Annotated in this window: 1 protein-coding gene; it reads right to left on the reverse strand. The window is 68.8% G+C overall.

The annotated features are described in order from the left end of the window. Window positions 1-785 (reverse strand): Ig-like domain repeat protein (locus tag IEY86_RS35980; protein WP_189136098.1); only part of this gene is annotated, 785 nt, incomplete at both ends.

Below are 785 nucleotides of genomic sequence, written 5' to 3' on the forward strand. Positions count from 1 at the left end.
AGTCCGGTGAAGGTGACGGTGCCGGTGGGGGTTCCGGAGCCGGGGGCGACGGCCGTCACGGTGGCGCACACCGTTACCGCCTGTCCGCAGACGGACGGGTCTGGTGTGGCGGTTACGGAGGTGGTGGTGGATGCCTCGTTGACGGTGACGGTGGTGGTGCCGACCGAGCCGAGGAAGCAGGGGTCTTCGCCGTTGTAGGTGGCGGTGACGGTGCCGGAGGTGAGGCTTGTGGTGGTGGTGCAGGCCTGGCCGGCGCCGTTGAGCGGGACAGTCTGGTTGAGTCCGCCGGGTCCGGTGAAGGTGACCGTTCCGGTCGGTGTGCCGGATCCTGGGGGGCTGGCGGTCACGGTGGCGCAGATGGTGACGGCCTGTCCGCAGACGGAGGGGTTGGGCGTGGCGGTTACGGAGGTGGTGGTCGATGCCTCGTTGACGGTGATGGCCACGGTCCCCGTGGATGCGAGGAAGCAGGTGTCCTCGCCGTTGTAGGTGGCGGTGACCGTTTCGGTCGTGAGGGTGGTGACGGCCGTGGTGCAGGCCTGGCCGGAGGCGTTGAGGGCGACGGTTTGGTTCAGCCCGCTGGGGCTGGTGAAGGTGACTGTGCCGGTCGGAGTCCCAGATCCTGGCGGGTTGGCCACGACGGTGGCGCAGATGGTGACGGCCTGTCCGCAGACGGACGGGTCCGGTGTGGCCGTGACCGTGGTCGTGGTGGATGCCTCGTTGACGGTGACCGTGACCGTCCCCGTGGATGCGAGGAAGCACTCGTCTTCGCCGTTGTAGGTGGCGGT

This window comes from Wenjunlia tyrosinilytica (assembly GCF_014646055.1).
GTDB classification, from domain to species: Bacteria; Actinomycetota; Actinomycetes; order Streptomycetales; family Streptomycetaceae; genus Wenjunlia; species Wenjunlia tyrosinilytica.